This window comes from Nocardia arizonensis (genome assembly GCF_001310275.1).
Lineage (GTDB): Bacteria > Actinomycetota > Actinomycetes > Mycobacteriales > Mycobacteriaceae > Nocardia > Nocardia arizonensis.
Window position 1 is genome coordinate 63,489 of record NZ_LGYZ01000132.1, and the last position, 26,099, is coordinate 89,587.

Annotated in this window: 25 protein-coding genes and 2 pseudogenes; 13 read left to right on the top strand and 14 right to left on the bottom strand. The window is 68.7% G+C overall.

Translation table 11 applies throughout. The features are described from left to right. A complete protein-coding gene (locus APZ21_RS31005) occupies nt 1–729 on the bottom strand; it encodes a DUF305 domain-containing protein (protein WP_040714320.1) in 729 nt (242 codons plus the stop codon). 10 nt (nt 730–739) lie between these two features. Further along, nucleotides 740–1,519 (bottom strand): DUF3105 domain-containing protein, encoded by a 780-nt coding sequence (locus APZ21_RS31010; protein WP_040714321.1) that lies wholly within the window; start codon nt 1,517–1,519, stop codon nt 740–742. A 512-nt stretch (nt 1,520–2,031) separates the two neighbouring features. Between APZ21_RS31010 and APZ21_RS31015 the strand changes: the two genes are divergently transcribed. The 4 genes from APZ21_RS31015 to APZ21_RS31030 all read left to right on the top strand — a co-directional run bounded on the left by APZ21_RS31015 (nt 2,032) and on the right by APZ21_RS31030 (nt 7,081). Next, nucleotides 2,032–2,457 (top strand): hypothetical protein, encoded by a 426-nt coding sequence (locus APZ21_RS31015; RefSeq protein ID WP_040714323.1) that lies wholly within the window; start codon nt 2,032–2,034, stop codon nt 2,455–2,457. Between the two features lie 112 nt (nt 2,458–2,569). Then, nucleotides 2,570–3,679 (top strand): PLP-dependent cysteine synthase family protein, encoded by a 1,110-nt coding sequence (locus APZ21_RS31020; protein WP_054816785.1) that lies wholly within the window; start codon nt 2,570–2,572, stop codon nt 3,677–3,679. Then, nucleotides 3,676–4,929, top strand: coding sequence for an MFS transporter (locus tag APZ21_RS31025; RefSeq protein ID WP_082393594.1), 1,254 nt, complete (start codon nt 3,676–3,678; stop codon nt 4,927–4,929). Before APZ21_RS31020 ends, APZ21_RS31025 begins: the two co-directional genes overlap by 4 nt. 127 nt (nt 4,930–5,056) lie before the next feature. After that, nucleotides 5,057–7,081: a cytochrome c oxidase assembly protein gene (locus APZ21_RS31030; RefSeq protein ID WP_040714325.1), complete on the top strand. Its 2,025-nt coding sequence runs from the start codon at nt 5,057–5,059 to the stop codon at nt 7,079–7,081. A gap of 65 nt (nt 7,082–7,146) precedes the next feature. Here the strand turns inward: APZ21_RS31030 and APZ21_RS31035 are convergent, their stop codons facing one another. From APZ21_RS31035 to APZ21_RS31045, 3 genes and pseudogenes are all read right to left on the bottom strand, one after another. Then, on the bottom strand, nt 7,147–7,785 hold the full coding sequence (locus tag APZ21_RS31035) for a M23 family metallopeptidase (protein ID WP_040714327.1): 639 nt from the start codon (nt 7,783–7,785) through the stop codon (nt 7,147–7,149). A gap of 644 nt (nt 7,786–8,429) precedes the next feature. Continuing rightward, the gene (locus APZ21_RS31040) at nt 8,430–9,092 is read right to left on the bottom strand and encodes a class I SAM-dependent methyltransferase (RefSeq protein WP_040714328.1); all 663 of its coding nucleotides are present in this window, start codon (nt 9,090–9,092) and stop codon (nt 8,430–8,432) included. 127 nt (nt 9,093–9,219) lie between these two features. Beyond that, a pseudogene (locus APZ21_RS31045) lies at nt 9,220–9,603 on the bottom strand (cadmium-transporting ATPase); the annotation flags it as partial. 216 nt (nt 9,604–9,819) lie between these two features. Between APZ21_RS31045 and APZ21_RS35880 the strand changes: the two are divergent. Together APZ21_RS35880 and APZ21_RS35885 are read left to right on the top strand one after the other, a co-directional pair. Continuing rightward, nucleotides 9,820–11,391, top strand: a complete 1,572-nt coding sequence (locus APZ21_RS35880; protein ID WP_239476937.1) for a DUF4158 domain-containing protein — start codon at nt 9,820–9,822, stop codon at nt 11,389–11,391. After that, nucleotides 11,286–12,869: a transposase gene (locus tag APZ21_RS35885; RefSeq protein ID WP_239476949.1), complete on the top strand. Its 1,584-nt coding sequence runs from the start codon at nt 11,286–11,288 to the stop codon at nt 12,867–12,869. The genes APZ21_RS35880 and APZ21_RS35885 overlap by 106 nt, the downstream gene beginning before the upstream one ends. A 410-nt stretch (nt 12,870–13,279) precedes the next feature. On the opposite strand, the gene APZ21_RS31055 is transcribed toward APZ21_RS35885, so the two are convergent. From APZ21_RS31055 to APZ21_RS31075, 5 genes are all read right to left on the bottom strand, one after another. Then, entirely contained in the window at nt 13,280–13,516 is a 237-nt protein-coding gene (locus APZ21_RS31055) for a hypothetical protein (protein WP_054816786.1), read from the bottom strand. After that, the gene (locus APZ21_RS31060) at nt 13,513–13,710 is read right to left on the bottom strand and encodes a hypothetical protein (RefSeq protein ID WP_040714330.1); all 198 of its coding nucleotides are present in this window, start codon (nt 13,708–13,710) and stop codon (nt 13,513–13,515) included. Before APZ21_RS31060 ends, APZ21_RS31055 begins: the two co-directional genes overlap by 4 nt. Nucleotides 13,711–13,829: 119 nt before the next feature. Beyond that, nucleotides 13,830–14,042: a heavy-metal-associated domain-containing protein gene (locus APZ21_RS31065; protein WP_040714331.1), complete on the bottom strand. Its 213-nt coding sequence runs from the start codon at nt 14,040–14,042 to the stop codon at nt 13,830–13,832. 18 nt (nt 14,043–14,060) lie between these two features. Further along, nucleotides 14,061–15,113 carry an urease accessory protein UreH domain-containing protein gene (locus APZ21_RS31070; protein WP_040714332.1) on the bottom strand — a complete coding sequence of 351 codons (1,053 nt, stop codon included), beginning with the start codon at nt 15,111–15,113 and terminating at the stop codon, nt 14,061–14,063. A gap of 120 nt (nt 15,114–15,233) precedes the next feature. Continuing rightward, on the bottom strand, nt 15,234–15,701 hold the full coding sequence (locus APZ21_RS31075; protein ID WP_156371420.1) for a hypothetical protein: 468 nt from the start codon (nt 15,699–15,701) through the stop codon (nt 15,234–15,236). Between the two features lie 234 nt (nt 15,702–15,935). Between APZ21_RS31075 and APZ21_RS31080 the strand changes: the two genes are divergently transcribed. Then, nucleotides 15,936–16,340, top strand: coding sequence for a MerR family transcriptional regulator (locus APZ21_RS31080; protein ID WP_040714379.1), 405 nt, complete (start codon nt 15,936–15,938; stop codon nt 16,338–16,340). Next, on the top strand, nt 16,337–17,458 hold the full coding sequence (locus APZ21_RS36200; protein WP_306307404.1) for an alkylmercury lyase family protein: 1,122 nt from the start codon (nt 16,337–16,339) through the stop codon (nt 17,456–17,458). The genes APZ21_RS31080 and APZ21_RS36200 overlap by 4 nt, the downstream gene beginning before the upstream one ends. A gap of 18 nt (nt 17,459–17,476) precedes the next feature. On the opposite strand, the pseudogene APZ21_RS33475 reads toward APZ21_RS36200, so the two are convergent. Then, nucleotides 17,477–17,716 (bottom strand): annotated as a pseudogene (locus APZ21_RS33475) (MMPL family transporter); the annotation flags it as partial. Between the two features lie 162 nt (nt 17,717–17,878). Between APZ21_RS33475 and APZ21_RS31090 the strand changes: the two are divergent. The 4 genes from APZ21_RS31090 (at nt 17,879) to APZ21_RS31105 (ending at nt 21,906) form a co-directional block, all read left to right on the top strand. After that, complete coding sequence (locus tag APZ21_RS31090) at nt 17,879–18,277, top strand: ArsR/SmtB family transcription factor (protein WP_051030369.1); 399 nt, start codon at nt 17,879–17,881, stop codon at nt 18,275–18,277. Beyond that, nucleotides 18,274–20,238 carry a heavy metal translocating P-type ATPase gene (locus APZ21_RS31095; protein WP_040714337.1) on the top strand — a complete coding sequence of 655 codons (1,965 nt, stop codon included), beginning with the start codon at nt 18,274–18,276 and terminating at the stop codon, nt 20,236–20,238. The genes APZ21_RS31090 and APZ21_RS31095 overlap by 4 nt, the downstream gene beginning before the upstream one ends. Nucleotides 20,239–20,252: 14 nt before the next feature. Next, a complete protein-coding gene (locus APZ21_RS31100; RefSeq protein ID WP_239476939.1) occupies nt 20,253–20,759 on the top strand; it encodes a signal peptidase II in 507 nt (168 codons plus the stop codon). A 364-nt stretch (nt 20,760–21,123) separates the two neighbouring features. Then, nucleotides 21,124–21,906, top strand: a complete 783-nt coding sequence (locus APZ21_RS31105) for a hypothetical protein (protein WP_054816788.1) — start codon at nt 21,124–21,126, stop codon at nt 21,904–21,906. A 15-nt stretch (nt 21,907–21,921) separates the two neighbouring features. On the opposite strand, the gene APZ21_RS31110 is transcribed toward APZ21_RS31105, so the two are convergent. The 3 genes from APZ21_RS31110 to APZ21_RS36565 all read right to left on the bottom strand — a co-directional run bounded on the left by APZ21_RS31110 (nt 21,922) and on the right by APZ21_RS36565 (nt 24,854). Further along, nucleotides 21,922–23,190 (bottom strand): MFS transporter, encoded by a 1,269-nt coding sequence (locus tag APZ21_RS31110; protein WP_040714340.1) that lies wholly within the window; start codon nt 23,188–23,190, stop codon nt 21,922–21,924. Further along, nucleotides 23,187–24,329 carry a PLP-dependent cysteine synthase family protein gene (locus APZ21_RS31115; RefSeq protein WP_040714341.1) on the bottom strand — a complete coding sequence of 381 codons (1,143 nt, stop codon included), beginning with the start codon at nt 24,327–24,329 and terminating at the stop codon, nt 23,187–23,189. Before APZ21_RS31115 ends, APZ21_RS31110 begins: the two co-directional genes overlap by 4 nt. 87 nt (nt 24,330–24,416) lie before the next feature. Beyond that, nucleotides 24,417–24,854, bottom strand: coding sequence for a hypothetical protein (locus APZ21_RS36565; protein WP_476739090.1), 438 nt, complete (start codon nt 24,852–24,854; stop codon nt 24,417–24,419). Between the two features lie 405 nt (nt 24,855–25,259). On the opposite strand from APZ21_RS36565, the gene APZ21_RS36525 reads away from it, so the two are divergent. Beyond that, complete coding sequence (locus APZ21_RS36525) at nt 25,260–26,057, top strand: sterol desaturase family protein (RefSeq protein WP_371852309.1); 798 nt, start codon at nt 25,260–25,262, stop codon at nt 26,055–26,057. Nucleotides 26,058–26,099 lie beyond the last annotated feature (42 nt).

Below are 26,099 nucleotides of genomic sequence, written 5' to 3' on the forward strand. Positions count from 1 at the left end.
TCAGTTCGCCGGGAGCGGGGTGGTGCCGCGCTGGTCGAGGAGTTGGCCGATGGTGTCGGACTCGGCGGTCTGGGTGGTCAGGATGGTCTCGGCGAGGCGGGCGACGGCGGCGAGTCCGGCGTTGTCGCGGGCGTAGCGGGCCATCGCCAGCCCGCCTTGGTGATGGCGCAGCAGCAGTTGCAGGTACAGCACGTCGGCGGCCGGGCCCGAGGACTGACGCAGCCTGCGCAGTTCCTCGGGGCCGGCCATGCCCGGCATCGCCGAGGCCGCGGTCGCGGTCATGTTCGCCATGTCGTGGGTCGAGGGTGAGGGCCCGGATTCCCGGGCTCGCATCCACGTCATCACCGCGCCGGGCGCGCTCGCCGGTTGCTCCCACAGCGACAGCCACCCCTGCATCGTCCCGATCTGGCTCTGCTGGGTGGTGACCACGTCGTAGGCCAGCGTTCGGATCTCCGGATCGTCGGTGCGCGCCATCGCCAGCGCCGACATCTCCACCGCCTGTCCGTGATGGGCCGACATGTCCTGGGCGAATCCGACATCGACGACCGTGTGCTCGCGCAGATCCGGGCGGGGACTGATCTGCCACCCGACACCGACACCGAGCATCACCGCCGCCGCCAGCGCCGCGAGCAACGCCGGACGCACCGGCAGCCGGGGCCTGCTCCACCGCGACACCGACGGCGGATCGGGTCGAGCGTCGTTGTCCGGGACCGGGGCATCGAGGGTCATCTGTGGTCTTTCACGGAGTCGGGGTGGTGGATGGCGCGGGTGCTGTGTCGACGGGTACCGCGTCGGGGCCTGGCGGATCAGGTTGGAACGGCGGCGGGTCGTCCGGGTCGAAGCCGCCCACGACCGAACAGCTGGCGCCCGGTTCGGGATGGGTGTTCGGGTTCTGACGCAGCGCGGCGACGAACTGGTCGATTCGGCGGTCCTCGACCCGGTCCACGCGCAGCTGGCGGCCCCACGATTGCAGACTCACCCGCGTCGGCTGCCCCGGATACGGCGACATCAGCATGTAGCCCTGCCCACGCACCTTGCCCTCGAGGACGGCGATCTCCTGCGCCGAGAGCCCGCACGGATCGTAGGTGATCCAGACCGCGCCGTGTTCGAGGGCGTGTACCGCGTTCTCCGTGCGCAACGCCACCGTGTAGACCATCCCGCCGCACGCGGCCCAGTACTGGTCGTGGGGCCCGCCCATGGGCGGGCTGCGATCGTAGGCGACCCGCTGCGGGCTGCGCACGTGCTTGCCCGGCGCGTACTCGGCGCGTTCGACCCCCTCGATTCCCACCGACGGATCCGGGGTATCGGAATCGGGGAGGTAGCGCGCCCGCTCCGCCATATCCTGATACTTGGGAACCATGTGGTAAACGAGCACGCCGACGAGCGCGAGCACGCAGACCGCTCCCAGCACGAGCGGCCAGGACGGACCGCGCCGCGGTTCGAGCGCCCGCGGTATCGGTGCCCGTCGCCGGGAAGCACGCGCCGCGCCGCGCCGCCCCGGCGACCACGCAATCCTCATCGTGACCTCACACTCTCTTCCGAGCGCGAACCCGCGCCATGACACTTCGCCGCCCGAAACCGGCCGAGTCAAATACGAGGCTACATAGTTTTTCGTTGTTCGAGAGGAGGCGGTGTGCGCTCCGCTCGATGACGCAACAGGATTCGAACTCTCGCGCAGCTATATCTACGGAGCCATTTCGTACTATGTGACATAGTTTTTACTTAGAAGACACTGAGAATCCACGCGAATGTGGTGTCGATCACGGTGCGTCGCGGCGGCGATGGCTACCTTGCCCTTCGTGCAAGGAATCCCCTCATCAGGTTTCTCGAGCACATCCGCCGCGCCGGGCGGGAATGTTGGGCCCGTCCGGCGCGGCCCCCTCGGACTCGGCGTCGGGCCGGCACCCGACGCCGAGATCCGCGGCGGCGTGACGAGACGCTCGCCGCGGCGGTCCCGGTGATCGAATCGTCGAGGTGAACGCGCGGGATCGACGCGGCAATTCATAGCTTTCGGCTACTACAGTCTGGGGTGTGGGTGTGGGTGTGGGTGTGGGGCAGCGGGTTCGCGGGGCCGACGCGGCGCTCGGCGCACTGTGCGCCCTGCTGCTGCTCGCGTTCTCGCTCATCGGCTGTGACGATCGCCATGCCCGATCCGCACCGGACCCGGAGTCGGTCTCGACATCGCAATCCGCGTCGCCGATGTGCCTGGACGGCCCCGGCGATGTGAACACCGACGGCCGCGTGCCCCATGCCGGGCACTTCACCGCGTTGCCGGGACCGGCCCGCCACGAGCACGACGCTCTCGGGCGCGCGGTGCCGATACCGGCCGCCGCGCTGCCCGGCCCCGACGACGACACCACATCGGCGGTGCCGCGCTGTCACGGCCCGCCCACGGCGGCATCACCCGCGCGGGGAGGGCGGCAGATCCTGGTTCGTCTCTGTATCCAGCGGCGCTGAGGGGCCGGCGTCAGGCCGGGGTGTGCTGGTTGCCCGGCCGGTGAGCGCTGTCCACCCGGCCTCGGACCGCCCGCGAGTGCGCGGTGGTCCCGGATACAGAAAGCGACACCTCATGGACAATGTCGTGCTCGATTCCCCCGCGGGTCTGCGGACCCCGCAACTGGTCACCCGAGAACCACACGCGCTGATCGGCAACACCCCGGTGTTGTGGATCGGAGCGCCGCTGGCCCCGGCCGGGCGCGGGTTCTGGGCCAAACTCGAAGGAGCCAATCCCGGTGGGATGAAGGATCGCCCCGCCCTGCACATGGTGCGCCGCGCGCGCGAGCGCGGCGACCTCGCCGAGGGCGCGCCGATCATCGAATCCAGCAGCGGCACAATGGGCCTGGGGCTGGCCCTGGCCGGGATGGTGTGTGCGCATCCGGTGACGGTGGTGACCGATCCCGGCCTGGAACCGATCGTGGCGCGGATGTTGGGGGCCTACGGCGCGCGCGTGGACACCGTCACCGAGCCCCATCCGGTCGGAGGATGGCAGCAGGCCCGCCGCGACCGTGTCACCGAACTGCTGGCCGCCCACCCCGACGGGTGGTGCCCGGACCAGTACGCCAACCCCGACAACGCCGAGGGCTACCGGCGCCTGGCCCTGGAGCTGCTGGCGCAACTGGGCCGGGTCGACGTGCTGGTCTGCGCGGTCGGCACCGGCGGGCACTCCGCGGGCGTGGCGCGGGAACTGCGCAGGTTCTGCCCCGATCTGCGGCTCATCGGCGTGGACACGGTGGACTCGACGATCTTCGGGCAACCCGCCGCGCCGCGGCTGATGCGCGGACTCGGCTCGAGCATCCACCCCCGCAACGTCGACTACCCCGCCTTCGACGAAGTCCACTGGGTCGCCCCCGCCGAAGCGGTGTGGGCCGCGCGCACCCTGGCGGCCACCCACTACGCCAGCGGAGGCTGGAGCGTCGGCGCGGTCGCCCTGGTCGCCGGATGGGCCGCCCGAGTCCACGACCCGACCACGCGTATCGCCGCGGTCTTCCCCGACGGACCGCACCGCTACTTCGACACCGTCTACAACAACGCCTACTGCGACGAGCACGGCCTGCTCGACGCGCCGCCCCCGGTCGAACCCGACACCATCGACCATCCCCACCGCCATGTCGTCACCACCTGGACCCGGTGCACGACCGTCGTGGATCCCCGCACCGCCGGACCGGAGGCCCACGCGTGAGCATCTGGCACCGGTTCCGCGGATTCGACCGGCCCGCGCGACTGTTGATGATCAACCAGTTCGGCATCAACCTCGGCTTCTACATGCTCATGCCCTACCTCGCCGGATATCTGTCCGGATCGCTGGCGCTGGCGGCGTGGACGGTCGGGCTCGTGCTCGGGGTGCGCAACTTCTCCCAGCAGGGCATGTTCCTGCTCGGGGGCACCCTCGCCGACCGCTTCGGCTACAAACCCCTCATCGTCGCCGGATGCCTGCTGCGCACCGCGGGATTCGCGCTGCTGGTGTTCGCGACCTCGCTGCCGTGGCTGCTGGTCGCCTCGGCGGCCACCGGATTCGCCGGAGCCTTGTTCAACCCGGCGGTGCGCGCCTACCTCGCCGCCGACGCAGGATCGCGCCGCCTGGAAGCCTTCGCGGTGTTCAACATCTTCTACCAGGCGGGCATCCTGGCCGGACCGCTGGCCGGTCTGGCCCTGATGGCCGTGGACTTCCGGCTCGCCGCCGGTGTCGCCGCGGTCGTGTTCGCCGCGCTGACCGTGGCGCAGTTGTTCGCCCTGCCGGGCAGGCCGCGCGAGGCCGTCACCGAGGCGACCTCGGTCGCCCAGGACTGGCGCGCCGTCCTGGGCAACCGGCGCTTCGTGTGGTTCGCCGTCGCGATGACCGGCTCCTACGTGCTGTCGTTCCAGGTGTATCTGGCCCTGCCCCTGCACGCCCGGACCCTGGCGGGCAGCGACGAGAAGTGGCTGGTCTCGGCGATCTTCGTGGTCTCCGGCGTCGTCGCCATCGCCGGGCAACTGCGCATCACCGCCGCATTGGCCGCCCGGTTCACCACCGGCACGGCGCTGGTCGCGGGGATGTCGGTGATGGCGGTGGCGTTCGTGCCCCTGGCCTTGGTACCCACCGCCGAACCGTTCGGGTTCGTCGCGGCGTGTGCGGCGCTGCTGCTCACCGCCGTCGTGCTCGCGATCGGCACCGCCGCGGTGTTCCCCTTCGAAATGGACACCGTCGTCTCACTGACCGACGGAAGGCTCGTGGCCACCCACTACGGGTTCTACAACACCGTCGTCGGTATCGGCATCCTGATCGGTAACCTCGCCACCGGCGCGGTCTTCGGCACCGCGACCGCCCACGGGGCGACCCGCTGGATATGGATCGGCCTGAGCGCGACCGGAGCACTGGTCGCCCTCGGACTCGCACGGCTGCATCGACATTCACAGCCGCACACACCACACACGCACCGAGTCCCGGTCTGACCGGTGATCGATCGCCGACCGCGAGCTGTGGCTCCATCCCCCCTGACCAACGCACCGGGCGGGGTCGCGGCAGGCGCCGTCGCACCCGATCGGCCCACCACCACCGCGAATAACTACGCTGCATAGTATGTCGTGGTACCGGAAGCCTTCCCGTGAGCGTGAGGTCTCGAGCTCACACCTATCGCGTCCGGCGCCGGGCTCGGCCACGCTCGCATTCCTCTGCGCGAGCGTGGCGGGCACGGTCGCGGCGCTGGTCGTCGGGGTGTCGGCGGCGCGGGCGTTGAGTCTGCTCGGGCTTCCCGATCCGGGACCGGCGACGACCTACGGGCTGCCCGCCCTGCGCGCGCTCGCCGACCTGTCAGCGGCCGCGACGATCGGCTCATTGCTGTTCGCGGCATTCCTGACACCGCCACAACCCGGCGGGCTTCTCGATACCGGCGGATATCGCGCGATGCAACGCGCCTCGCTCTCGGCGATGACGTGGGCGTGTTGCGCGGCATTGCTGGTGCCCTCGACGGTGTCGGACACGGTCGGCCAGCCACTCGGTCGGGTGTGGCGTCCGGAAGTGTTGTGGCGTGCGACCGGCCAGATCCCGCTGGCGCAGGCGTGGGCCACCACGGCGGTGCTCGCGGCGCTCCTCGCCGTGAGCGCTCGACTGATACTGCGGTGGCGATGGACGCCGCTGTTGCTGGGTGCGGCGGTGGCGACCATGATGCCGTTGGCGCTGAGCGGGCATTCCTCCTCCGGCGGCGCCCACGATCTCGCTACCAACAGCCTTGTCCTGCACCTGATTTCGGCCGCGCTATGGGTGGGTGGGCTGTTCGCGGTCCTGGTCCACGCGCTGCGCGGCGGCGCGCACACCGACCTCGCCGCGCGCCGGTTCTCCTCGATCGCGACCGTCGCGTTCGTGATCGTCGCGGGCAGCGGAGTGATCAATTCCTGGGTCAGAGTCGCGCCGGGTGAACTGTTCACCACGACCTACGGGCGACTGGTCCTCGCCAAGATCGCCGCGCTGACCCTCGCGGGAGTCCTCGGCGTCGTCCAACGCCGCGCCGCTCTACCGGCACTGGCCGCCGATCCGCGCGACCGCGGTGCGCTGATCCGTTTCGGCGGCATCGAGGTGCTGATATTCGCCGTGACCGTGGGCCTGGCGGTCGGACTCGGCCGCACCCCGCCACCGCCACCGACCGCGGAGCCGACACCGGCCGAGGTGGAACTCGGCTACACCCTGTCCGGAGCCCCGTCGGCGGCCCGGCTGCTGGTGGAGTGGCGTTTCGATCTGATCTTCGGGACCTCGGCGCTGGTGCTCGCGCTCGTGTATCTGCTGGGCGTGCGGCGGCTGCGAGCACGTGGACAGAGATGGCCCTCGGCGCGCACGATCGCCTGGCTGGCGGGGTGCGTGGTGGTGTTGCTCGCGACCAGTTCCGGCGTGGGCCGCTACGCGCACGCGGTGTTCAGCGTGCACATGGGCCAGATCATGGCGTTGTCGGCGCTCGCACCGATCCTGCTGACCCTCGGCGGACCGCTCACCCTGGCCCTGCGGGCAGTGGCACCGGCCGCGCACCAAGACGTGCCCGGAGCGCGGGAGTGGATACTCGCCGCGATGGGTAGCCCGATCTCGCGCGCGCTCACCCATCCGGTCGTGGCCTCGGTCGTTCTCGCCGCAGGGCTCTACGCTCTCTACCCCGGCGGGATCTACCACGCCTTCGTGGATTCGCACGCCGCGCACCTGCTGATGAACCTGTACTTCCTGATCGGCGGGTATCTGTTCTTCTGGGTCCTGGTCGGCATCGATGAGACGCCACGCCCGATCACACCCTCGACCCGGCTCGCGATGGCTCTGGCCGCGCTGCCCTCACACGCGGTGTCCGGTCTGGCCGTGATCACCACGACGACCGTGATGGGCGGATGGTTCTTCGGCAGCCTCGCGCTGGGCTGGAACGACGATCTGCTCGGCGACCAAACCGTGCGCGGCGGAGCGGCCTGGGCGGTGGGGGAGATACCGCTGGTGATCGTGGTCTTCGTGCTTCTCGGCCGATGGGCGCGCGGCCGCGCTCGCCCCGCCGAGCCGACCGACAGGCGCAGCGGACACGATCCCGGCACCGACATCGGCGCCGCAATGCGGCGAGCCCAGCATGCTTCGAGCACGTGAATCCCGCACTGCGCCAGACTCTGTCGCGGAATCCATGACGATCACGCGCGCTGGGTCCGCCTCGATCACATGTCGATGCCGCGTGCCCGCAACCACGCCAGCGGGTCGGCCTTGCCGCCGCCGGTCCGCCAGACCTCGTAGTGCAGATGCGGGCCGGTGGATTGGCCGCGGTTGCCGACGGTGGCGATGGTCTCCCCGGCGCGCAGTCGTTGTCCCGCAGCGACGAAGATCTCGTTCATGTGCCCGTAGACGCCGATCGTCCCATCGTCCTGGAGCACCCTGATCCAGAGACCGAATCCTTGCGCGGGGCCTGCTTCGATCACGGTGCCGTCGGTGACGGCGACGATGGGTGTACCGATCGCGTTGGCGATGTCGAGTCCGTCGTGGTTCGTACCCCACCGAGGGCCGTAACTCGAGGTCAAGGTGCCAGCGACCGGTGCGAGAGTTCGAGGCCGCCTGGCCTCGGCCTCACGCTTGACGCGCACCTCCTCACGATCACGGGCACCCGCGAGCCGATCGGCGAAATCGGCGAGGTCGGGTATCGACGGAAGTTCGAGCAACATCGCCGTTTCCGAGCCGCCCGCGGCGCCCGTGGACCCGTCGTCGTCGGTGACCCGCACATGACCCTGCTCTTTACCGGACACGGCGTGCGCGGTAGAGGTTCCCCCGGCGAGGATCGCTCCGGCCGCCACCGACGCCAGCATCGCGCGTCCGCGAATATTCGTCGGAGCCCGATGACTGCGTGGCCTCCGAACCGGACTCGGCGTAGGCACAGTCACCGTCACTGCGGGATATCTGTCGGTCGGTGGATCGCACACGGGTGGGGCGACATACGGCGGTGGGTATCGATCCGGCCGCGGATGTGGGCTCGGCGGCCCCGCTACCGGCCATTGCGACTGCTCGATCGGGCGAGGTTCGGACATGGTCCTTCGGAAGGAATGCTCGTCGGCCAGCTCTTCGGGCCTGCGGTGTCGCGCCAATCGAGATCCTCCATCGAGAGTGACAGCCGGTGAATATCGGACCCGCCGAAGCAGATCACAAGCATATTACTATGCAACATAGTTTTTTGGTGTCGCCTGAACAACCCGGGAGTCGGCCCTGCGAACAGGCCGCGCGGCGGGGATCGTGGGTCTGCCCCGTGCGCGCCACCAGCCGCCGCGACTGTCGGACCGGGATGCCGCGTCGGCCAGACCTGCCCGGACCCGGCCGACCAAGTCGGGCACCCACCGGTGAACAGGGACCACGCGCGCGGCCACCGGACATCTGTTCGCCGGGATCGCTCGCGCGTCAGCGATTCATCATCGGCCTGTATCTCGTCCAGGATCTGATCCCGATCGCTACATCAGGATCATGGCTGGGGCTGGACTGCGAGGGAAGTAGCTGGTTTTCGCGCCAGTATGCGGAATGTGATCGCGCCGCGGCCGGTGCGGTTGACCGATTCCAGCGTGAATCCCGCGTCGCTGAGGTAGGGGCCGGGGTCGCGGGTCAGGTGGTCGGCGGCGAAGCGCACAGTGATCGTTTCGGCCGCGCGCATGATGGTGTTGGCCAGGCGGTTTCGGGCGGGGCCGTGTTCGGCGAGGACGAACCGCCCGCCGGGGCGTAGGACCCGGAACGCTTCGCGGGCGGCGGCGAGTGGGTCGGGGATGGTGCAGAAGGTGTAGGTCGAGACGACGGTGTCGACGCAGGCGTCGGGCAGGTCGAGGTGTTCGACGTCGCCGTGGCGCAGGGTGAACCGGTCGGTGTCGGTGGCCGGGATTCGGTCGCGTGCGATATCGAGCATCTGCTGGGATAAGTCGACGGCGGTGACGTGGGTGACCTGGGAGTCGTAGAGGGGCAGGTTCAGTCCGGTGGCGACGCCGATCTCGACGACGGTGCCCGATGCCTGCGCCACTGCCCAGGCGCGGGCGTTGCCCAGGAGCAACTTCTCCGACCACGCGATCTGGCGGTCGTACCCGGCGGCGACCCGGTCGAAGACTCGTTCGACCCTGCTGGTCGCGTGTGTACTCGTCACACCGGTCCACTCAACCAGCGCGCTCGTGCCGCCACATCAGGGACAACCCCGAAACCTGTGCCCGCACTGCCCATATCGTGACCCGCGCCCCCGGTGGGTGAGCCGATGTCGCGGCCAGCGAGACCGGTCATGACCGGTTGGTGGTTTCGGTGCGGACGACGGGCAGTCCGATTGTGGTGGGCGCGCAGCAGGCGCAGTCGGCGGACTCGGTCGGCGCGGCGGGCGGGAGTTGTCGAAGGGATACGGGTTCGGGTTCGGGTGTGCCGGGCAGTGCGCGCAGTCGTCCGGCGCGCACGCCGTTGGCGATGACGAAGACCTCGGCGACTTCGTGGACGAGGACGACCGTGGCCAGGCCGAGGACTCCGAAGGCGGCCAGTGGTACCAGCGAGGCGACGATCGCGGCCGAGAGGGCGATGTTCTGGACCATGATGCGCCGGGCGCGGCGCGCATGGGCCAACGCCTGGGGAAGATGTCGCAGGTCGGTGCCCATGAGGGCGATGTCGGCGGTTTCGGCATATGGGGTCCAGTGACGCGAAAAGTCGCGCTTAGCGGTATTTTCCCTGCTCGGGCTGAGGTGTGACGTGAGACCAGGCTGCCGTCGGAATCCGACCCGATCGAGGTGAGCGGGCCGGGTGTCGAGGCGGTGGATCCGACCGAGGCGTTTGATTCTGGTTGATTCGGTCGAACAGCGAGCGCGGTTGTGCCGCTGGTGGTTTCATGTGCGGCTGTGCGTGATGAGGGGGCCGTGGAGTACGGCCGGTTCGGTGTGTTGACGCGGGCCGATTTGGAGCGGTTTTTCTATCTCGACGATGAGGATCGCAAACTGATCGCGCAGCGGCGTCGTGACAGCAATCGCCTCGGCTTCGCTGTCCAACTGGTGACCGTGCGCTACCTGGGCACGTTTCTGCCCGACCCGCTCGATGTCCCCGACGATGTGGTCGCCTACCTGGCCGAACAGCTCAAGATCGCCGATCCGACGTGCGTGAAGTCCTACACAGAGCGCAAGCAGACCCGCTACGACCATCAGGACGAGATCGTCCGCGCGGACGGGTTGACCGAGTTCGCGCAGATCGAGGCCGAGTTGGTGGCGTGGGTCGCCGATCAGGCGTGGATGACCGGTGACGGCCCCAAGGCGCTGACCGCGGGCGCGGTGCGCTGGCTGCGCGAACGCGCCGCCCTGCTCCCGGGCGTCTCGACCCTGGAACGCCTCGTTGCCGAGGGCAAGCAGGCCACCGATGCGCGGTTGTGGACACATCTGGCCTCCCAACTGACCGGCCGGGAAGCCGGAATCCTATTGGAGCTGCTGGAAACCCGTGAAGAGGGCCGACGCAAGGTGGTGGAGCTCGAGCGCCTGCGCAAGGGCGCTTTCACCCCGTCGGTGACGGGCATGCGTCACGCGCTGGCACGGGTGCGGGACTTGAACGCGGTGGTCCCGGCGTCGGTGGACATCGCCGAGGTGCCGCCGCGACGGTTGATCGCCCTCGCCGCGCACGGGATCACCGGCAAGACCTCGCATCTGCGGCGTATGAAGTCGCAGCGGGAACGGTTGCTGGCGTTGTTGACCGCGACGGCGTTCACGTTGCGGGCCAAAGCGGTCGACGACGTGCTCGAACTGTTCGACCTGCTCATGGTCACCGACCTGATGGCGAAGGCCGAACGCCAGTCCAAGGACGAGAAGCTGCGCCGATACCCGCGGGTGACGCGTAACGCCGGGAAGCTCGCGCGGGCGGTGCGGGTGCTGCTGGAGATGAGCGAGGCCGACCCGGGCCTGTCGCTGGAACTGGTGTGGGATCTGATCGAGAACGCCGTGTCCAAGGCCGAGTTGTGGGCCGCGCTGGCCGCGATCGACGAGCTCGTGCCGCAGGCGGATCCGGAGTTCGACTCCCAGCGCCTCGAGGAGCTGGCGGGCCGGTTCGCCACGGTGCGGGCGTTTCTGCCCGCGATGATGCGCACCATCGAGTTCGGTGCCACCGGCGGCGCCGGGCCGGTCCTCAAAGCCATGCACACCCTGGCCGATCTGATCTCCCCGCAACGCAACCGCGGGCGGCCTGCCCGCTGGCTCGACGCCCGCCGTGTCGATCACGATCTGGTGGGCGGGGGCTGGCAGCGCCTGGTCTATCCGGCGGAGCGGCCGGAGAAACCGTGGACGGGGCCGCGTACACGCTGTGCGTGCTCGAGCAATTCCGGCGGCATCTGCGCTACCGCAACATCTTCGCCGAGGAATCCGCCAAATGGCGCGACCCGCGAGCACATCTGCTGTCGGGGATGGCGTGGGAGACCGCCCGTGATTCAGGCATGAACGCGCTCGGGCTGCCGGACAACCCGCGGCCGATGCTGGGCGAGCTGGCCGGGAGCGTAGACGCCGCCTACCGGGAGCTGGCCGCGCGTCTGGGCGACGACACCCCCGCCACCGTGGATTCCGACGGCAAGCTGCACGTGGCCGCGTTGACCGCGATCCCGGATCCGCCCGGCCTGACCGATCTGCGGCGCCGCGCGGCGGCGATGATTCCGCGGGTGGATCTGCCGGAGCTGGTCCTCGAGGTGATGTCGTGGCTTCCGGAGTTCGGCGAATCCTTCACTCACGTCGCCGGCACCAGCGCCCGAGTCGCCGACCTCGGCGTCTCTGTCGCTGCGGTGTTGTGCTCGCAGGCGATGAACGTCGGTCTGGCACCGGTGGTTTCGCCCGGCGCGGACGCGTTGACGCGGGATCGGTCGCGCCACGTCGACCAGCACTACATTCGCGCCGACACCATGGCCGCGGCCAACACGGTGCTGGTCAATGCTCAAGCGAACCTGCCGTTGGCGCAGCTGTGGGGCGGCGGGCTGGTTGCCAGCGTGGACGGGATGCGGTTCGTCGTCCCGGTCCGCTCGATCCATGCCCGCCCGAATCGAAAATATTTCGGCCCGAAACGGGGCGCTACCTGGCTGAATATGCTCAACGACCAGGCCGCCGGACTGAACGGGATGGTCGTTTCGGGTACTCCGCGTGATTCGCTCAACGCCGTCGATGTGGTGCTGCGCCAACCTGAAGGCAGCAAGGTGCCCGACGACATCATCACCGATAGCGGGTCCTATTCCGACATCGTGTTCGGAATCCTGCATCTCTTGGATCGCAAGTATCGGCCGCAGCTGGCGAACCTGCCTGACCAGCGGCTGTGGCGTATCGACCCGGCCGCCGACTACGGGCCCCTGGACAAGGCCGCGCGCGGCCGCATCGACCTGGACAAGATCGGTGAGCATTGGCAGGACATGTGCCGGATCGCGGTGTCGATGCATCGTGGTGAGGTGTCCGGGCACGAGGTCACGCGCATGATCTCCCGCGACGGTAACCCCACGTCACTGGGGCTGGCCATCGCACACTACGGGCGCATCTTCAAGACCCTGCACATCCTGCGCCTGGCTGACGACGAGCCGTATCGGCGCGAGGCCAAGGCGCAGGCGAATCTTCAGGAGGGACGTCACGACCTGGGCCGCAGCATCTTTCACGGCAAGAAGGGCGAGATCACTCGCGCCTACCTCGACGGCATGGAAGACCAGCTCTCAGCACTCGGCCTGATCTTGAACTGTGTCGTGCTGTGGAATTCGGTGTACCTGGACCGCGCGCTGGATGAGCTGCGCGCCCAGGACTACCCGGTCCGCGATGAGGATGCCACCCGGTTGTCAGCGTTCATCCGCAAACACCTCCGTCTGGAAGGCCATTACAGCTTCCACCTGCCCGAGCTCGGCGAAGGCCACCGGGCGCTGCGGGATCCCGACGTCCCAGACGATGACGACTGACACCGTCTGAGCTTCCCCCGCTTTCACGGAGGGCTTCCGGCAAAGCGGGGGAAGCTCAGTCCGGGGGGCGGGCGGGCTGACCGACGCTGTGATTCCGCGGGTCGATCCGCCCGCCGGCTCGCGGTTTGTCTTGCTGTCACATGCCCGGACAGCAGGGGCCCATCATGCTGCACATCCAGTCGCAGATCATCTTCAGCGGGTTCACGTAAATCACCTCCCTTGCAGTGGTGTGTTCGGGACGCGTCAGCGGCGCGATCGGCGACTTGCTGCTGACGCCGGCACCATGGTTCGCGGAGCCGCCGAGGGCATCTCGGCTGACCGGTGAACCGCAGCGATGCTAGACCTTCCATTCGAATGGAAGGTCAAACCGCGTAAGTTGCCGGTGATCGGTTGACCAGGCAGATCGGGGGTCACTGATTGTTTGTGTCTGCATCGGTGCGGCGCTGGACCGGACCAGCGCTGTGGTCTTCCCTGGCGGCGGCCCTATCGCCTGCTCGGAGGGTGTTTAGTTCGCGGGTCAGTGCCGCGATTTGTTCATCGACGCCGGTCTCGGCACGCCGGTGGCGGCGCATCGGCCGGATACAGGTGACGTAGGTGACGGTCGCCGCGGCCGTGGCCAGGATCGCGGCGTACCAGGTGGATGTCACGACGAATTCCCGGGCCGGTGCTCAGGTTGGCGGTCGGCTTTGAGGCGCTCGATTTCGGCGCGCAGCGTGTCGAGTTCGATCTGGCGGGTGTCGTCGCCGGTGTCGTGGCGGTTGCCGCGCATCATCATGAACATCATCGCGCCCATCCCGATGGGGCAGGCGAGGACCGCGAGGGTGAGTAGTACGGAGTTCATTTCTCGTTCCGTTTCCGACTCGAGGTGAACCAGGAATCCCGGGTTCACCAAAGGTTGTGGGGCTGCTGCCCGGTGGGTCGGCTGCGCTGGGCGGCCGACCCACCAGACAGGGCAGGTCGTTACGAGTCGACGGTGGCGGTGTAGCCGAGTTCAGCGACGGCCGCGATGACATCGTCGGGGGTGGTGGCGGTGTCGAGGTCGACGGTGGTGCGCGCTCTTTTCATCGACGTTTGGGTGTTGCGGACGCCGGGGAGGTCGGCCAGGGTGTCGTCGATGAGCAGCGCGCAGCTGCCGCAGTGCATGCCCTGGACCCGAAAAGTGTGTGTGGCCATAGGTTTTCGATCCTTTCGTCAGGCGATGGTGAGCAGGCCGGAATACATGCCCATGCCGCAGGTGTAATCCAGGCGGCCGGGTTGCAGGACCCCGAGGTCGATGCGGGTCTCCCCGGTGCTCGGCAGGACCTTCTGGATGCCGAGGCTGGGGATGACCAGCGACCGGATGCAGCCCTGGACGCCGTTGGTCTTGACCACCAGGGTGGTCGGGACACCGGCTTTGGCTTCGACGTTGCCGGGGGTGTAGGCACCGGTGCGGGCGGTGATCGTCACCAGCTGCACGCCGTCGGTGACGGTCGCGGCCGTGGCGTCAGCGGGGGGTTGACTGGCACCGAATGCTTCGGCGATGCGTCCGGCAGCCAACGGGGAGCCGGCAAGTTCGAGACCGCCGTTGAGGGTGTAGAAGCCCATGCCGAGCACGACCAGTCCGGTCGCCACGGCCAGCCGGCCGCGCCAGACGGTGGCCGCGACCCGGGCGGCGTACCCGAGGACGGCGAACAACGGTCCGGTACCGAGCACAAACACCGCCATGGCCGCCGCACCCCACAACGGGGACCCGGACGCGAGAGCGAGCGCTTCCACCGACAGGGTGATCCCGCAGGGGAGCAGGATCGTCAGCACACCGAGCACCGCGGGCGCGAATGCGGTGTGCAGGCGGGCGCCGCTGCGCACGATCCGCATCCACGAGGCGGGTGGTTCCACGACGATCCCGCGGAACCCGGGCACGCCGAGTTGGGCGAGGCCGAACACGATGATCAGCAGCCCGGCCCCGATCTGGAGCCAGGTGCGGGTACCGATCGACAGCTGCACGGCGCCGCCGAGGGCGCCGAGCGCGGCACCGAGCAGGGTGTGGGAGAGCAGTTTTCCGGCGAGGAAACCACCGACCGGTGCCAGATCGTCACCGAGGCGGGCCCACACCCGCGGCGGGGATTGCACGGCTGCGGTCTTGCTGGTTGTGGCGGTCGCGGTGCGCTGACGGGTGATGACGCCGGTCAGCAGACCGCCTTGGACGGCGGCACACGAGACGCCGCCAGCGAACAGGCCGGTGGCCAGGACAGGAACGAGATTCACGAAACGAACTCCTGCGTGAGGTAAGTACGGAGACATACACAGACGGCTCCCGCGGCGTTTATCGAACGCACGACGGGGGACGGGTCGGTCGCAGTGCGACAGACCCGCGGCATCTGCGGTTTATGTCCGCAGCACGCAGAGTTCAGCGAGGCTGGGCGGGCGCAGCAGCACCGTGCGCGGCTCGGGCCCCGCCAGCGGAAGGGGAATACGGATCGCGTGGGCGCGCCCGTGGTGGCGCAGCAACGCCACACCGGCCAGCAACGCGAGGAACACCGCCAGACAGGCCATCACGATTGCGGCCGGGGCCACGGGCTGTGAATGATCCGATCCGGCCGTCACCGACGCGGCGCTGGCCTTAACCATCACCGCACCCTGATCGTGATCGGCGTGGTTCATGCTCTGGTCGGCACCGGTTTGCGCCGGACCGCAGTGACCGGCCGCCGTGGCCGAGGCCGTCATGGACATGTCCATCGGCGCAGCGGCCCGGCAGTGCCCACTCCCGATCAGCGCGATCCCGACCAGCGCCGCCAGCACGACGACGAGCCGGAGAAGTCCGGCTCGCCGCACTGCGGGCGTAGCGCTGGTCACGACAGTGAGCCTACTGGTCACATCCGTGCACCGGCGGGTGTGGGCGGGTACGTGTTCGGGGATAGGTAGCCAGAGGTGAGGGCTGAACCCTCGAGGGGTGCGCAAGACCGAGCTGTTGCAGGGCATCCGCCGAGTCTCTGTGGCCGAGCGGTGGGCCGGGGCCGATCCCTGTGGCCGTTGCGCTGTGTGATCGGCCTTGACTCTGTACTCGAGTACAGGGTTGAGAATGTTGGTATGCGTAGCAGTGAGCTGGCCACCTGCGCCGGGGTGAACGTGCAGACGCTTCGGTACTACGAACGCCGGGGTCTGTTGGCGTCGCCGCCGCGTTCAGCGTCGGGGTATCGGGCGTATCCGAGCGAGGCTGTGGCGGTGGTCAGGTTCGTCAAGCGCGCCCAGGATCTTGGGTTCACTCTGGAGGAGATCGGTGAACTTCTCGATCTTGCCGATGGCGGACCGGATGATTGCGACGTGGCCCGGGAGCTGGCCGAAGCCAGGATGGTTCAGCTCGCCGAGCGGATCGTGGATCTGCAGCGGATGCAGCAGTCGCTCTCGGAGCTGGTTGCCACCTGTGAACGCCCGCGTAGCGACCGGAGCTGTCCGCTTCTGCACACCCTCCACGATGAGGAAGGCGAACGATGAAGCTGGAGATTCTGCAGGTCCCCGACTGCCCCAACGTTTCGGTGTTGGAGCAACGGATCCGGCAGGCGATCGGCAGCGAGCCGGTCGATGTGGAGGTCGTGCACCGCGTGCTCGATACCGCGGCCGGAGCTGCCGCTGCGGGAATGACCGGCTCGCCGACGCTGCTCGTCGACGGCATGGATCCTTTCGCCGTACCGGGTCAGGCGCCGAGCGTGTCGTGCCGTCTGTATCGGTCCGAGACCGGGTCGGTGAGCGGGGCGCCGTCGGTGGTAGCGCTGCGCGAGGCGCTGCACTTGGGGGACTCCTCCACTACATCGGGCAACGCACCGGGTGTTGCTGTGGATTGCTGCGCTCGGGCATCGGGTGAGTCTTCGGCGGCGGGGACGTTGAGCGCGTGGCGCGCGGCAGCGCAGCCCACCGACCCCGCCGAACGGGCAGTTCATCACGCGATCCTGCGTGGTTTCGCCAGCGAGGGCCGGGCACCGGCGGCGGCGGAGCTGACCGCGGTCGCCGCCGAGCACGATACTTCGGCGGAGCAGGTCCTCGAGCGTCTGCACACAGCCGATGTGATCCGCCTCGGCATGTCCGGCAGCGTCGAGTCGGCTTACCCGTTCTCTGCCTCACCGACACCGCACCGGGTGCGGATCGCGGCCGGGGCGCAGGTTTATGCGATGTGCGCCGTCGATGCCCTGGGTATCGCTGCCATGCTCGACACCGATGTCCTGATCGAATCGGTCGACCCGTCGACGGGCGAACCGATCACGGTGACCGTCCGCGACGCGGTCGTGGCGGCGCAGCCTCAGACAACGGTTGTGTTCGTCGGCGCACGGGCAACTGCCGGCCCGTCCGCCGACACCTGCTGCGGCTACCTCAATTTCTTCAGCGACCGGCAGACCGCGCAAAACTGGGCAGACACCCACCCAACAGCTCGCTGGGATCATCCTGGACCTCACCGACGCCCAGCAGCTGGGCACCCGCATCTTCGGGAACCAACTGCGCGTCTGACTGCGCTGCCGACGATCGGGGTTGGCTCGCGTGGTCCCGACCCCATTCTGCTTCAAGGACACAACTCGCCCCCCACGCCGGCGGGGGAACCACCAGTTCCATCGGCCCAGTAACTGCATCAGGGCCGGAACCAGCACGAGTCGCACGATGATCGCGTCGATGGCGACCGCGGCACCGAGAGCCAGGCCGAGTTGTTTGAGTTCGAGCGTGCTGGCGGTGAGGAAGCTGCCGAAGATGACGACCATGATGGCGGCCGCCGCGGTGATGGGTCGTGCGGTGCGGGTGAGACCGGAGGCGACGGCGAGTCGGTTGTCGCCGTGGGTTTCCCAGTGTTCGCGGATGCGGCGGATGAGGAACACCTCGTAGTCCATCGACAGGTTCCTCACCGTGCGGTGGTGATCATTTGCGGTCCGACTGTCCTCGACAGCATAGGCATTCGGCGATGACAACGCGCAGCACTGATGGTTGCCGGCCCCGCTCCTGGGTGACCGTCTTCACGCGATGTCAACGGTTGATGGTGTTAGCATCGCTTGATGACGATTAATAGTAGGGGTGATTGCCCACCCTCCGGGGAGGGGGCTCTCGAGCCGGCGGTGGCGCTGTTCCACAGCCTGTCGGATGCGACGCGGTTGGCGATCGTGCAGCGGCTGGCGGGCGGGGAGGCGCGTGTGGTCGACCTGATGAGCGGGTTGGGCTTGGCGCAGTCGACGGTGTCGGCGCACGTGGCGTGTTTGCGGGACTGCGGGCTGGTGGTGGGGCGCCCCGAAGGGCGTCAGGTCTTCTACAGCCTGACCCGCCCGGAACTGATGGACCTGCTGGCCTCGGCGGAGACGCTGTTGGCGGCGACGGGTAACGCGGTAGCGCTGTGCCCGAACTACGGCACCGAGGCACCGGCCGCGGGCGAAGCGACAGGACGGAAGGGGCGGCGATGAGCGACGCGTGCGGTTGTGGCCACGACGAGCCGACGACAGGAGAAGAGGGCGAGGAGCAGGCACCGCAGCGCCTGTGGGAGGTCGGTGAGCTGCGGGCCGCGGCGGTCGCGGGCGTGCTGCTGCTCGCGGCGCTGATCGCGGGGTGGGCCGCTATGTCGCGCCCGGTGGTGCTGACGCTCGAGGTGGCGGCGTTGGCGGTCGGCGCGTACACCTTCGTGCCGTCGACGCTGAAGCGCCTGGTCAAGGGCAAGATCGGGGTCGGGACGCTGATGACGATCGCCGCGGTCGGTGCGGTGATCCTCGGTGAGGTCGGCGAGGCCGCGATGCTGGCGTTCCTGTTCTCCATCAGCGAAGGACTCGAGGAGTACTCGATCGCGCGCACCCGTCGCGGGTTGCGTGCGCTGCTGTCGCTGGTGCCCGATCGCGCCACTGTATGGCGTGACGGCGTGGAGACCGAAGTGTCCCCGGCGGAATTGGCGGTCGGGGACACGATGGTGGTCAAGCCCGGTGAGCGGATCGCCACCGATGGTGTCATTCGCTTCGGGCGCACCGCCCTGGATACCTCGGCGATCACCGGTGAATCGGTGCCGATCGAGGTCGGTCCCGGCGCCGAGGTGTTCGCCGGTTCGATCAACGGCAACGGCGTCCTCGAGGTCGAGGTCACCACGACCGCGCAGGACAATTCCCTCGCCCGGATCGTGCGGATCGTGGAGGCCGAGCAGACCCGCAAGGGTGAGGCGCAGCGCCTGGCCGACAAGATCGCGAAACCGATGGTGCCCGCCATCATGATCGCGGCGGCGGTCATCGCCGTTCTCGGCAGCATTCTGGGGGATCCGAAGACCTGGATCGAGCGGGCGCTGGTGGTGCTGGTCGCCGCGTCGCCGTGCGCGCTGGCGATTGCGGTGCCGGTCACGGTGGTGGCCGCCGTCGGCGCGGCCAGCAAGCTCGGCGCGCTGGTCAAGGGTGGTGCGGCGCTCGAGGCGCTGGGCAAGGTGCGGGCTGTGGCGTTGGACAAGACCGGCACCCTCACCCGCAACCAGCCCGCCGTGGTGGAGGTCGCCGTGATCAACGGTGCGACCGAGGCCGAGGTGTTGGCGGTGGCCGCCGCGTTGGAGGCGCGCAGCGAACACCCCTTGGCGCGTGCGATTCTCGCCGCCGTCGATACGGTGCAACCGGCCACCGAGGTGGAAGCGGTCACCGGCGCCGGGCTCACCGGCCGGATCGAGGGTCGACCGGTCCGTTTGGGCCGACCCGGCTGGATCGAGGCGGGTCCGCTCGCCGGTGAGGTCGAACGCATGCAGCAGGCGGGCGCGACCGCGGTGCTGATCGAGGACGACGGCGCGTTGATCGGCGCTGTCGCGGTTCGTGACGAGTTGCGGCCCGAGGCCGCCGAAGTGGTGGCGCGGCTGCATGCGAGTGGTTGCCAGGTGGCCATGCTCACCGGCGACAACGAGCGCACCGCCGCCGCGCTGGCCGCGCAGGCGGGCATCGACACCGTGCACGCCGACCTGCGCCCGGAGGACAAGTCCCGCATCGTCGCCGAGCTGCGCACGCGACGATTCACCGCCATGGTCGGTGACGGCGTGAACGACGCGCCTGCCCTGGCCACCGCCGACCTGGGCGTCGCGATGGGCGCGATGGGCACCGACGTGGCCATCGAGACCGCCGATGTCGCCCTGATGGGCGAGGACCTGCGGCACCTGCCGCAAACCCTCGACCACGCGCGGCGCGCGCGGGCGATCATGCTGCAGAACGTGGGGCTCTCGCTGGCCATCGTCACGGCGCTGATCCCGCTCGCGCTGTTCGGGGTGCTCGGTTTGGCCGCGGTCGTGCTGGTGCACGAAGTCGCCGAGATCGTCGTCATCGCCAATGGCGTGCGCGCCGGTCGCACCACGCCGCTGGCACCGGCACCGGTCGGAGCCGCCCCGCAGGTCGGCGCGCTGGCCGGCACCGGATCATGAGTATCGACCCCGTAGTGACGCCCTCCCCGGCCACCGGTCGGGCGGCGATCCGGCACCGTGTCACGGTGTATGTGATCGCCGCCGGGATGGCGGGCATCGATCTGGCGGCCAAGGTGTGGGCCCAGCGCCGATTGGCGGGCAATCCGATCGAACTGGGGCCCGTGGACCTGCGGCTGGCGTTCAACCCCGGTGTCGCGTTCTCGATGGGAGCGGGCGCGCCCACCGGGGTGGTCCTGGCCGTGACGGGCCTGATTACCGCCTGCATGGCTGTGGCCGTGTGGCGGTGGGCACCCACGGCCAACACGTGGTGGCGCACCGGTTTCGCCGCGATTCTCGGCGGCGCGATCGCCAACGTCGTCGACCGCGCGCCCGACGGTGTGGTCACCGACTACCTGCGCACCGGCTGGTGGCCGACGTTCAACCTCGCCGACTCCCTCATCGTCGTCGGCGCCATCGGCCTGTGCGTTCTCACCGTGTTCGGCAGCAGCCCCGATGGGCGCCGAACCGACGACGACGCCTGAGCACTCTCGGCCCGGAACCTGCGGCGATGCTGATGGGAATGGAGCACGGTCCCGCCGGGGGTCGACTGCGACCCTCCGCGGCGGCCCGTCGCTCTGGTCATGATCGGCTCGCGTCTTCGCGACCACCGGGGACGGCACGGTGGCAAGGGCAAGGAGGATGCCCACGAGCTACCCGGCGGACACACCTGGGCAGTCTGGTCCACGGGACTGCGGATCGAAATGGATTGGCTGACACGACGAATGGGGCTGATCCGATGAGCCCGGCGGCGATCGCGCCCGGTCGACCTCCCAGCCGAGCCGCAGGTGATGGCCGTGCCGAACGCATACCGGGGCGATCACGATGCCTGCAAGGATATGCGAACCAGTGGAAGGTGAGGTCGAACGGCGAATCGGGTGGTACCCGGTGACAATCGTGGGGGTGGCTGGGAACATCGAGTTCATGCGTGCGAGTAGCGGGGGCGGTGACGAACCGGAATTCGAGCAACGCGTCGTCAGCCTGATCCACCATGTGCTGACCGAGGCGGGTGCCGACGGGACGATATACCGGGCGGTGACGCGGATTGCCTCGGAGACGCCGTGGTTGCATCCGATCATGCTGGTCTATGCACGTTTCGGTGTCGTGGTGCTTGCCGCCGTTCTCGCGGCGGCGTGGTGGCGAGCGGGGCCGGACCGTCGTGCGATCGGTGGGCTGGTCACCGTGTCGATTGCTGCCGGTCTGGCATTTGTGGTCTCGCGCGTCGCTGCCGAGGCGATCGCGCTCCCGCCGCCGTGCAGCACGGTGGCGGGAGCGTATGTTCTCGAGCGCTGTATGGCCGGTGAAACCCATACGATGCCCGATCCCCGTATCGCGGTCGTTGCGGCCGTGGCGGCGGTGGTGATGCCGATGAACCGGCGCCTGGCGGTGTTCGCGGTGATCTGGTCGATCGGGTTGGCGTTCTCGCGTGTGTATGTGGGTACCGCCTACCCGATCAGCGGCCTGGTCAGCCTGGCCGTCGGCGCGAGCGTCGGCGCGGCCGTCACCATCGTCGGCGCTGCGGCACTGCGGGCTGCTGCGCACCTCGCCCGCCGACGTCGCCCGCCGAGCGGGGCTCGACCCGGCACGGTGTCACGCTCGCCCGTTTCTGCTGGTGTGCAAAGCATTTCGTGATCAGGGGCGTCACCGTCATCGGGCGGGGCGGGTGTTCGCTGCCGCTGCCGGAGATTCGACGGTGTCACCCAGCTTTCCCGATCGCCGCAAAACGAACAAGGCCGTGGCCGAGGCCGCTCCGACGGCGAGCAGTGCGGCCCAGGCGAGGCCGTCGAGCCCGGTGCGGGCGGCGGCGTCGAGCGCCGCGCCGGTGCCGAGATTGCCGAGCAGGATTCCGACACCGACCACGGTGTTGTAGAAACCGTAGTGGGTCGCTACCAGACGCTCGCCGGTCAACGCGATGATGGTGTCCATCTCGAACGGGAACACCGCCGCGCTCCCGACAGCCAGGAGCGCCGCCGATACCGACATGGCTGCGGTGCTGAAGGGCCCGGAGCCGGGTATCAGCAGCAGTGGCAGGAAGGCCGCCGCCAGGATCGCCACGCCGGTAACCAGACCACGGTCGCGTCCCAACCGGCGGGTGAACCAGTCGGTGATGCGCAGCTGCCCGGCGACCGCGAGGACGCCGTACACGATGAACAGCATGGTCACCGTCGCAGTGGCGTCAGCCTTGCCGGCTACGCGGGCAGCCTGCAACGGCAGGGCCAGATACACCTGGAACGACAACACGTACGAACCGATCATCGCGACGGAGAAGGACACGAACGGCCGGTTGGTCACCACCGTGCGCCAGTCGTGCAGCACCGAGCTCCGTCTGGAGACCTGGCCGGGGTCGTGCGGTGGGAGCGCGGCAAGTTGGGCGAGGGTGAGGACCGCGAAAACCGTGGCCGCGACCGCGGCGGTCGCCCGGAAATCGACGGCCATCATCGCGAGTCCGACCAGCGGCCCCGCCAGCATGCCCGCCTGGTAGAAGACGTTGAACAAGGCGAAAGCTTCCACCCGGCGATCGGTGGCCTCGGCGGCGAGATATGCCCGCACCGCGGGATTGAACAACGCCCCCGCGAACCCTGTTGCGGCCGAGGCGATCAGTAGCGCCGGCAGGGCGTCCGCCAGTGCCAGCAGCGCGAAGCCCACGGTGCGCAGCAGGCATCCGGCCACGATCAGCGGCTTGTAGCCGAGCCGGTCGGCGAGGGTGCCGCCCAGCAGGAACATGCCCTGCTGGGCGAAATTCCGCACACCCAGCACGATCCCGGTTGTCAGGCCCGCCACACCGAGCGAGCCGGACACGTATCCGGCCAAATAGGGCATGAGCATGTAGAAGCCCAGGTTGATGCCGAACTGGTTGAGCATCAATATCCGGGCGGGCAGGGTGTAGCCGCGGTAGGCGGTGACCACCGCGATCATCGTGCGACCGTCGCTGCGGTGGTCCTGTTGTGCGCCTGCGGGTTTCGTGGGTCGACGACGGTCGTGCAGCGAGTCCAGGTCCGCACCACGTGTTCGGTCGGATGGGCGATGTTCTCGGGTTCGATGGGTGCTGCGACGCCCAGCAGGCCATGGCGATCGCAGTAGTCGTCATTGAAGACGGTGTCGAAATAGCGGTGAGGGCCGTCGGGGAATACCGCGGCGATCCGCGCGTGCCCGGGGTACTGCCCGGCAGCCCATCCGGCTACCAAGGCCACCGCGCCCACGCTCCACCCGCCGGTGGTGTAGTGGGTGCGGGCCAGGGTGCGCGCCGCCCACACCGCCTCGGCCGGGGCGACCCAGTGCACCTCGTCGAAGGCGGCATGGTCGACGTTGCGGGGGTGGATGCTCGATCCCAGGCCGCGCATGAGACGGGTGCCGGCCGGTTGACCGAAGATGGTGGAGGCGACGGTGTCGACGCCGATCAACCGCATCCTGGGATGGAACCGCCGAAGCACTCGGGCGATTCCGCCCGAATGCCCGCCGGTGCCGACCGAGCACACCAGGACATCGACGCGGCCCAGCTGGGCCAGCAACTCGAACGCCAGCCGATCGTAGGCATCGACATTGTCGGGATTGCTGTACTGGTCCGGGCACCATGCCGTCGGGTCGGCGGCAAGCAGTTGGGCGACCCGGTCACGGCGGGCCTGCTGCCAGCCGCCGCAGCGATGGGGCTCGGTGACCAGCTCCACGTGCGCGCCGTAGGCGGCCAGCAGGTGCAGCATCAGTGATTCCATGCCCGGGTCGGTGACCAGGGTGACCGGATGCCTGTACACCGATGCGGCCAGTGCCAGCCCGAGACCGAGTGTGCCGCTGGTGGATTCGACGATCCGGGCACCCGGCCTCAGCTCGCCCCGCGCGCGAGCGCGTTCGACCATGTGCAGGGCGAGTCGATCCTTCATCCCGCCGGGATTGGCTGCTTCGAGTTTGGCCCAGAATCCCCGGTTCCCCGGCGCGAACGGGGCACCGATCCGCAGGACTGGTGTATTGCCGACCAGCGCGTTGGGCCGCAGACAGCGGTATGCGGTGGTCACCGACGAGGTAGGGGTGGTGCACAGGGTGTCGAGCACAGCGTCGTTCATGGCGGACTCCGTTCCGTTCGGCACAGCGATGACCCGGGCAGCGGTCACCGGCAGACGGGCAGCTCACGTCGGCCTGGCGCTGACCGGTCAGCGTCGGCAGATGCCGAAACGGATGAGAAGAGCGCTACCGCTCTCGGTGCGAAGAGCGCGGGACGGAGGGCTTCGCGGCCGCGCCGCCGCCCACCCCGTGACGCCGACCAGGATCAGGACACCCGAGGAATGTGCGGGAGTCTGGACGTCTCGGTGGGAGGTGATCGTCGCGGCAAAGACGGCCTCATGGGCCGGGTGCGTGCAACTATCGGCTGGATTCGCAGGGCCCGCGGCCCCTGCCACCACCGTGGTACCCGCGGTCGGCGCGGCGACCGGGGAGCCGGGACCGAACACCCGGCAGTCGGTGACACCGAGCGTCAACACCACACCCGCCAGCGCCGCCACCAGGACCGGCCACACGTTCGATGTCCGCACACCACTGGCCACGGCAGCCGATCGTACGCCGCCCACGCAATACCCGGTTCGCGCCCGCACGCTCTACCCGAAGCCCCACTGAACTGCGCTTATATGTCTCTCAGTCAACTTACGCGTCGCCCGGAGCCATCGGAGTCGGCGCGCACGACGATGCGGAACGCGGTCCAGGCGACGTCTCGAAGCGCCGACGGGAGTCGGCGAGCGAGCCCCGCCGTAGGAATCGCGCCCCACAATCCCTCGCGGAGAAACACTTCGAAGGGCGTATGCAGAGCCGGCGTGTCGTCACGTGTTCGAGAGCGCAGCCGACGGTGCTGCGCGGCGAGCGGAGGATCTCGAATAATCATCGATAGAAACCGATTGTAGAACTATTTTTTGATAACATCGTCTGTGCACGATTGATTGGTGATGGTAGTCGCCGCAACGCACGTTCACCTCGCGCCCTGTTTCACTGGTTCGGGAGATCCCATGTCCGAGATCAACTCTCACGCGATGGCCGGGCTGTCCGCGACTCGCCGCTGGTCGGGCCTGGCGGCGCTGGTCATCGCGCTGCTCACCGTCGGGCTGGACCTGATGGTGCTCAATGTCGCGCTGCCGACGCTGGCGGGTGACTTGGGCGCGAGCACCACCGAGTTGCAGTGGATCGTCAACGCCTACACGCTGGTGGTCCTGGATCGGCAGGCAGTGAGCACGCTGCGCGGGATGTCCTTCACGGCAGCGACGCTGATCTCGCCCACCCCGTTCGGGCGACGTGATCGAGGCCGGGCCGCCCACGCCGGATGGCGGCTTGACGGACTGATGAAACACCCGCTGCACCAAACCATCGAGATGACTGCCGGCGTCACCCCGCTGCTGCTGCTCGGCATCCCCGTTCCGGTCGCTGCCGCGCTGTCGCTCGCCGTGGCCGTGCAGCTGCTGCTTCAGCATTCCAATGCCGACTACCGCGTGGGTCCGCTCAAATATGTGCTGGCCCTCAACGAAGGCCATCGCTTCCACCACCTCAAATGGGCAGGCATCGGCGACGTCAACTTCGGACTGTTCACCCTCGTCTGGGATCACCTGCTGCGCACCTACAGCTACGACCCCGCACGCCGTTTCAGCAGCGAGGACATCGGCATGGCCGCCAAACCCGACTATCCGGTCGGCTACCTGGCCCAACTCGCCGAACCGTTCACAGCTCACGGGGGCTGCCAGTTCACCGCCACCGCCCTCCAGCTCCCGACACAAACAGCGGACACAGCGCCCACCGAATCCCGAACCCGGTAAACCTCCTGCGCGAACGGCACCGATCTGCGTGCGAGGACGGTG

What these genes read in the sequence shown, in the direction of transcription:
- APZ21_RS31005 (WP_040714320.1), bottom strand. Translation starts at nt 729, where the DNA reads ATGACCCTCGATGCCCCGGTCCCGGACAACGACGCTCGACCCGATCCG.
- APZ21_RS31010 (WP_040714321.1), bottom strand. Translation starts at nt 1,519, where the DNA reads ATGAGGATTGCGTGGTCGCCGGGGCGGCGCGGCGCGGCGCGTGCTTCC.
- APZ21_RS31020 (WP_054816785.1), top strand. Translation starts at nt 2,570, where the DNA reads ATGGACAATGTCGTGCTCGATTCCCCCGCGGGTCTGCGGACCCCGCAA.
- APZ21_RS31030 (WP_040714325.1), top strand. Translation starts at nt 5,057, where the DNA reads ATGTCGTGGTACCGGAAGCCTTCCCGTGAGCGTGAGGTCTCGAGCTCA.
- APZ21_RS31035 (WP_040714327.1), bottom strand. Translation starts at nt 7,785, where the DNA reads ATGCTGGCGTCGGTGGCGGCCGGAGCGATCCTCGCCGGGGGAACCTCT.
- APZ21_RS31060 (WP_040714330.1), bottom strand. Translation starts at nt 13,710, where the DNA reads ATGAACTCCGTACTACTCACCCTCGCGGTCCTCGCCTGCCCCATCGGG.
- APZ21_RS31065 (WP_040714331.1), bottom strand. Translation starts at nt 14,042, where the DNA reads ATGGCCACACACACTTTTCGGGTCCAGGGCATGCACTGCGGCAGCTGC.
- APZ21_RS31080 (WP_040714379.1), top strand. Translation starts at nt 15,936, where the DNA reads ATGCGTAGCAGTGAGCTGGCCACCTGCGCCGGGGTGAACGTGCAGACG.
- APZ21_RS36200 (WP_306307404.1), top strand. Translation starts at nt 16,337, where the DNA reads ATGAAGCTGGAGATTCTGCAGGTCCCCGACTGCCCCAACGTTTCGGTG.
- APZ21_RS31090 (WP_051030369.1), top strand. Translation starts at nt 17,879, where the DNA reads ATGACGATTAATAGTAGGGGTGATTGCCCACCCTCCGGGGAGGGGGCT.
- APZ21_RS31095 (WP_040714337.1), top strand. Translation starts at nt 18,274, where the DNA reads ATGAGCGACGCGTGCGGTTGTGGCCACGACGAGCCGACGACAGGAGAA.
- APZ21_RS31110 (WP_040714340.1), bottom strand. Translation starts at nt 23,190, where the DNA reads ATGATCGCGGTGGTCACCGCCTACCGCGGCTACACCCTGCCCGCCCGG.
- APZ21_RS31115 (WP_040714341.1), bottom strand. Translation starts at nt 24,329, where the DNA reads ATGAACGACGCTGTGCTCGACACCCTGTGCACCACCCCTACCTCGTCG.
- APZ21_RS36525 (WP_371852309.1), top strand. Translation starts at nt 25,260, where the DNA reads ATGTCCGAGATCAACTCTCACGCGATGGCCGGGCTGTCCGCGACTCGC.